Annotated in this window: 4 protein-coding genes; all 4 read left to right on the forward strand. The window is 45.6% G+C overall.

What is annotated here, in order from left to right; genetic code table 11:
- A partial coding sequence (locus tag HMPREF2572_RS01105; protein WP_070495597.1) for a hypothetical protein occupies positions 1-453 on the forward strand: 453 nt, incomplete at its 5' end.
- Positions 446-2,389 (forward strand): phospholipase D-like domain-containing protein, encoded by a 1,944-nt coding sequence (locus HMPREF2572_RS01110; RefSeq protein ID WP_070495600.1) that lies wholly within the window; start codon positions 446-448, stop codon positions 2,387-2,389. The genes HMPREF2572_RS01105 and HMPREF2572_RS01110, both read left to right, overlap by 8 nt.
- Positions 2,390-2,394: 5 nt before the next feature.
- Positions 2,395-3,657: a DUF6396 domain-containing protein gene (locus tag HMPREF2572_RS01115; protein ID WP_070495603.1), complete on the forward strand. Its 1,263-nt coding sequence runs from the start codon at positions 2,395-2,397 to the stop codon at positions 3,655-3,657.
- A 343-nt stretch (positions 3,658-4,000) separates the two neighbouring features.
- Complete coding sequence (mgtE, locus tag HMPREF2572_RS01120) at positions 4,001-5,455, forward strand: magnesium transporter (protein ID WP_070495606.1); 1,455 nt, start codon at positions 4,001-4,003, stop codon at positions 5,453-5,455.
- The last annotated feature ends 163 nt before the right edge of the window (positions 5,456-5,618 follow it).

Raw genomic sequence — 5,618 nt, forward strand, 5'->3', positions numbered from 1 at the left:
GTTAGGGTGAAGGCGCCGATGGAGGTGACGGGACCGAGTAGTATGGGAATTACTCATCCGAGTTGGCCTAAAACTTTACCCAAACGCCCGATGCGTATCAATTTACGTCAATCGCCCCATTCGGATGGTTTTTACATTGGTATGCCGTATACGCTCTATGCGGATGGTTCAGAAATTCAAAAAGGGGTAACGGATTCGACCGGCTATATCGCCATCGAACATGAAATACCAACAAGTAAATATAAGATTGTATTTGCCAACGATTTAGAATATTTGATTCCGATTGAAGATGAATTTAACGAAAATACATCAAGGGATAAAATAACCAACCGTGGTTTTCATGGATTGAAATATACAAGTTCTGAACTTTCTCCAATAGAGCAGGCAAAGAAATATTTCGAAATCGTACATAATATAAAAGACAAAGATTTGAAAGGTTCTAAAAATGGCTAAAAATATAATTGCTGCCTCTACTAAGTCTAAATTAGGTGCAACAACATCAATGAACTGGTTTCTTTTAGACTCAAATGAATCAGCCCCTGTTGCAGCAACCTTCAGACCATTGATTAATGGGAAAGAAGCTTTTACAACGCTCCATGAAAAAATTGAAAAAGCTGAACATTCAATTGATATTGCGATATGGGGATTTCAGCCTTCGATGCATCTAAAGCGGGACGGTAAGAGTAAGTGCATTGGGGATTTATTGATTGAAAAAGCAAAAGCAGGTGTGCAGGTGAGGATATTAGTTTGGAGTATACCTTTTAAAATACAGACTTTTGCAGAAGCAAATATGGGGAATGCACCAGGTGTTTTTTCTGGCGGAGTAGCAGGGGTAACTAAAGCTCAGAAAAAGTATGATCAATATTGGTATCTAGCCATTGAGGGAAAATTACATAAGAAATTTGAAACCCCCAAAAATGCAGATAACGATACGATAAAAATAAATATGCAAAAAGAATATGTAGCTAGCAGTGAATACCCTATATTAATGGAATTATCCAAGTCTTCATATCATAACAATCTGAAATTCAGAACTCGCAGTGTTTATTTTCAGGGAAATCAATACGAAGATAAGGAGTTACCAGAAAATGTAAAATCAACATTGAAGATGTTTCCTTCTCATCACCAAAAAACAGTTTTAATAGACTATGAAGTACCTCATAAGGCAGTAGGTTTTGTAATGGAACATAATATGCTAGACAATTATTGGGATGATGATAGTCACATCTCCGGCAATGTATTATCGCCCAATAAAGGCAAAAACGTTGATACACCGTTGCAAGATGTATCAAGCATCGTCAGCGGTGAAGTTTTATGGTACATCAATCGTAATTTCTGCCAATCTTGGGATAGGGTAAGTAGTGAGAAACTGGAAGAAAAGAGAAAAGCGCTGACTTTCGACAAATATCCTTTTAACAAATCTGCCGGAGGTACGCCTTTGATGGCGCAGATATTGCGTACTTACGACAAGCCGGATATTGAAGATATCAAAAAAATCTATCTGCAAAATATCAAAAGGGTTACCAGCTATATCTATACAGAAAATCAGTATTTCAGATGGCCGCCGTTGGCAGAGGCATTTATCAAACATTGGCAGAATTTAAGGTCAAAAGGCCGCTCTGCTAATATGCCGATACATTGGTTTGTTGTAACTAATTCATCTGATGATGGTTTGGGAAAAGGAACGTATACAACAAATAAAATGTTAGAAAAGTTGGGAAGGCAGGATGTGATGCCTAATGTTGCCCTTACTCATACAGATCGTATAGAATTTTTGGAAGCATCGCTTGGAAATAATCATGCACAAGGATCAGCAAGTACTATTGCTAAATGGAAAAGTGAATTGGCAGAATTAAAGGCAAGACAGAAGCAACGTTCTGGGACAAGAGAACGATCCTATACTAAAAATGCGGAAGAAGTGAGGGAGAAAGAATTTGCCAAAAAACTGAAAAAAGAGTTGGGTGTCAAAGTCCATGTCTGCACCTTGACTGCACGTAATGCTTGGAAAGAAGTTTACATTCATTCGAAGGTGACCATTATAGATGATGTCTTTACCGTTATCAGCTCCGCCAATCTGAATACTCGCAGTATGCAGGTAGATACGGAATTGGGCATATTTACCGAAAACGGCGCAGTGGCGCGAAAACTACGCAAAGATCTGTGGAAACTACATACACGCGATCTGAACAAAGCCAATAATGCAGCAGGAAAGTTTGACAATGTGGCAAATCCAGAGGGAATGAATGATCCGAATATAGCTAAAAAAGCTTTTGACCAATGGGAAAAAATTATGCAAAGAAATAAAACAAATATCAAAGATGGCAAACCGCCACTGCATCCTCTGTGCGAATTTTTACGCCTGGATCCTAAAGTCTCCCAATTGGATTGACTATTATGCATAAACCCCTCAAATACACTTTGATTGTTTTAGGCTTTCTGGCAGCAATGTTTATTTGCTTTCTCCTTTGGTTGCAATGCAATCCTATCCATATAGGAGGCGCAAACGGTCAGGTTAAGCCCGCGTATTGCAGCATAGGGGAAAAATGGCAAGAAAAGCAACGGAAGAAAGAAACCATGAAGACCATTGAAGAAATCAAAAAGAACCTAGAGTTTACCTGCGTGCATGAAAAACGCCCACCGCTATCCGAGGAAACGCAGCAACTCTACAATTATGCTCTGCACCGTGATTTGAACCATATGTGGCCTGGCCAGAGGGAGGACGGTTTTTGGGATGAACTATTGCCCTATTACCGTATTGCCGCCGCCAACGGTGACTATAAGGCAAACGTACGGCTACAGTTCCTGCTCAGCGACGGCTGGACGAAGGTTCCCTATATTGAGGCTGAAACTGAAGTTCACAAGTTGTATAAAATGCTACACAAACAACTTCCAGCTACCTCCTACTATCTGCTTAAAGGCTATATCGAAGACGGCTACGGTGTCAGTGCGCCCCCCGACAGCGAGCTGGCATTTTTACGCAAGGCTGCGGATATGGGCAGCAGGGAGGCGCAATATGTACTGGCGGAAAAAATAGCTTGGCTTGATGACGAACCGACACGGGAGTTCCGACTGGATTTGATGCGCAAGATACACCAATGTGCTTCTGAACAAGGACAGGGGGCTTCTTCTTTAGAACTGGGTAGCCATTTACAGAATAGGGATAGATTTGATGAAGCAGTAAAGGCCTATCATCAAGGAACAAAAAATGGTAACCATTTGTCTGCACTTATTCTTTCTCATGCATTTAAGGCAGGAAAAGACAAAGGTAGTAACGACTTTTTAGATGTTGAAGCTGATGAAGAACGTGCCCGCCGTTATGACATTATTAATACCTATCTTTCAGATTACGGATTCATGTCGCCGACCGTTCCCGACTTGGACGACATCGTCCCGCTACCGCCAGCGCCTTTACCCGAATGGGACGGCAAGATTTCCTTTCAACGCTGGGTGGAGGGAGAAGAACCCCAAAAGCCCTCGGACGAACTGATGAAAAAGCTAGCAGATAAAGTAGGATTGGACATGAAAACGGGGCTACCTTTGCCTGAACAGTCCCAAACTGAAGGCACTAAGGCTTATCCTACCTATCCTTATCAATCGAGCTCGCGTGGACCGAAAACACTTTCTTTGTGGGGCAAGTTAAAAAAACTGATTTCTTAGGTTTAGTTGCTATTTGAAAGTTTTCCAGATCGCAGTTTTGGGGTAAGAAATTTATGAAGTTTTTACGCAACAAATTGAGAAAGAATAGGTTAGGGTGAAAACTCAACCTTTACCAAGGTCGTCTGAAATTTATAAATTTCAGACGACCTTTTCAGTTAAAAATAGTAAACCGCTCCGAAACGCGGTAAAATACGCTCCGTTTCCAACACGACGCCTGAATCAGCAGGCTTTTATTATGGACCTTCCCAGTTCGTTTTTACTGAACTTCCCTTCCGGTTTATCCCGAAATACACGATAACCATCCCGCCGAAATGCTTTCCCGCATCCGGCGGGCGGAGCATTTATGAGCATCGAACAAACCCCTCCGAACCTTGAAAACGACGGTATCGAAAGCGACGTAGAGCGCGTTTCCGCCGATTTCGACCGTATCCACGCGCTGTGCGAAATCCTCTCGCCCGCTTTCCCGCAAATTGAGGAAGGCGTGCCGATTGAGGACGAGGCGTTGCGCGACAAATTTACCGAGCTGACCGTCCTTTTAAACGAGCTGCACCCTGCCGACGTGGCGGCGGTGTTGGAATCGTTGCCGCCGCGCGAGCGTAATGTCGTTTGGCTGTTGGTCACACCTGAAGACGACGGCGAAGTGTTGCTGGAAGTCTCTGACGCGGTGCGTGAAACGCTGATCGAGTCGATGGACAAAGACGAGCTGTTGGCGGCGGTCGATGACTTGGATGCGGACGAACTGGCGGAGCTGGCGGGCGATTTGCCGCACCAAGTGGTCTATGAAGCCTTGCAGACGCGCGACGAGGAAGAGCGCGCCCAAGTCAAGGCGGCGATGTCGTATGAAGACAACCAAGTCGGCGCGATTATGGACTTCGAGTTGGTCAGCATCCGCGCCGACGTTACTTGTGAAGTGGTGCTGCGTTATCTGCGCCGCTTCGAGAGCCTGCCTGACCATACCGACAAGATTTTCGTGGTCGATGAAAACGACATCCTGCAAGGTGTGCTGCCCATCCGCAAACTTTTGGTCGCCGATCCCGAAGACTTGGTGGCGGATGTGATGGCGACCGAAGTCGTGCGTTTCCGTCCCGAAGACGACGTGGAAGAGGCGGCGCAGGCGTTCGAACGTTATGACTTGGTTACCGCACCCGTGGTCGATGAAAACAAAAAGCTCATCGGCAGGATTACCATCGACGAGATGGTGGACGTTATCCGCGAAGAATCGGAAGCGGATATGTTGAACATGGCGGGTTTGCAGGAAGAGGAAGATTTGTTTGCGCCCGTCTGGGATTCGGTGAAAAACCGTTGGATGTGGCTTGCCGTCAACCTCTGCACCGCCTTTCTTGCCAGCCGCGTTATCGGCGCGTTTGAGGGCAGCATCGAGAAAATCGTCGCACTCGCCGCGCTGATGCCCATCGTCGCCGGCATCGGCGGCAACTCCGGCAACCAAACCATCACCATGATTGTCCGCGCGATGGCGATGGGGCAGTTGACAGGGATGCAGGCGGGGCGCTTGTTGAAAAAAGAAGTCGGCGTCGCCTTGGTCAACGGCATCATCTGGGGAACGGTCATGGGCGTCGTGTCATGGCTGCTGTACGGCAGCATCGGCATCGGCTTGGTGATGGTCGCCGCGATGACGCTGAACCTCTTGCTCGCCGCTTCCGTTGGCGTACTCATCCCCGTCATCATGGAAAAATACGGCCGTGACCCTGCGCTGGGCAGCTCGGTGCTGATTACGGCGGTAACGGATTCCGGCGGTTTTCTGATCTTCTTGGGGCTGGCAACGATATTCTTACTGTAAGGTCGTCTGAAAAACGGATGGAAAAGATAAAAGGTCGTCTGAAACCATGTGATTATGGGTTTCAGACGACCTTTTTAACTTTTATGGTGGAGTAACGTGAGTCTAAGAGAAGCAAAGAACTTTCTCACTGAATGAGACCTTTGCAAAAAAGCCCTTCCCTCGA

It is taken from the genome of Neisseria sp. HMSC064E01 (assembly GCF_001808875.1).
GTDB lineage: Bacteria > Pseudomonadota > Gammaproteobacteria > Burkholderiales > Neisseriaceae > Neisseria > Neisseria sicca_A.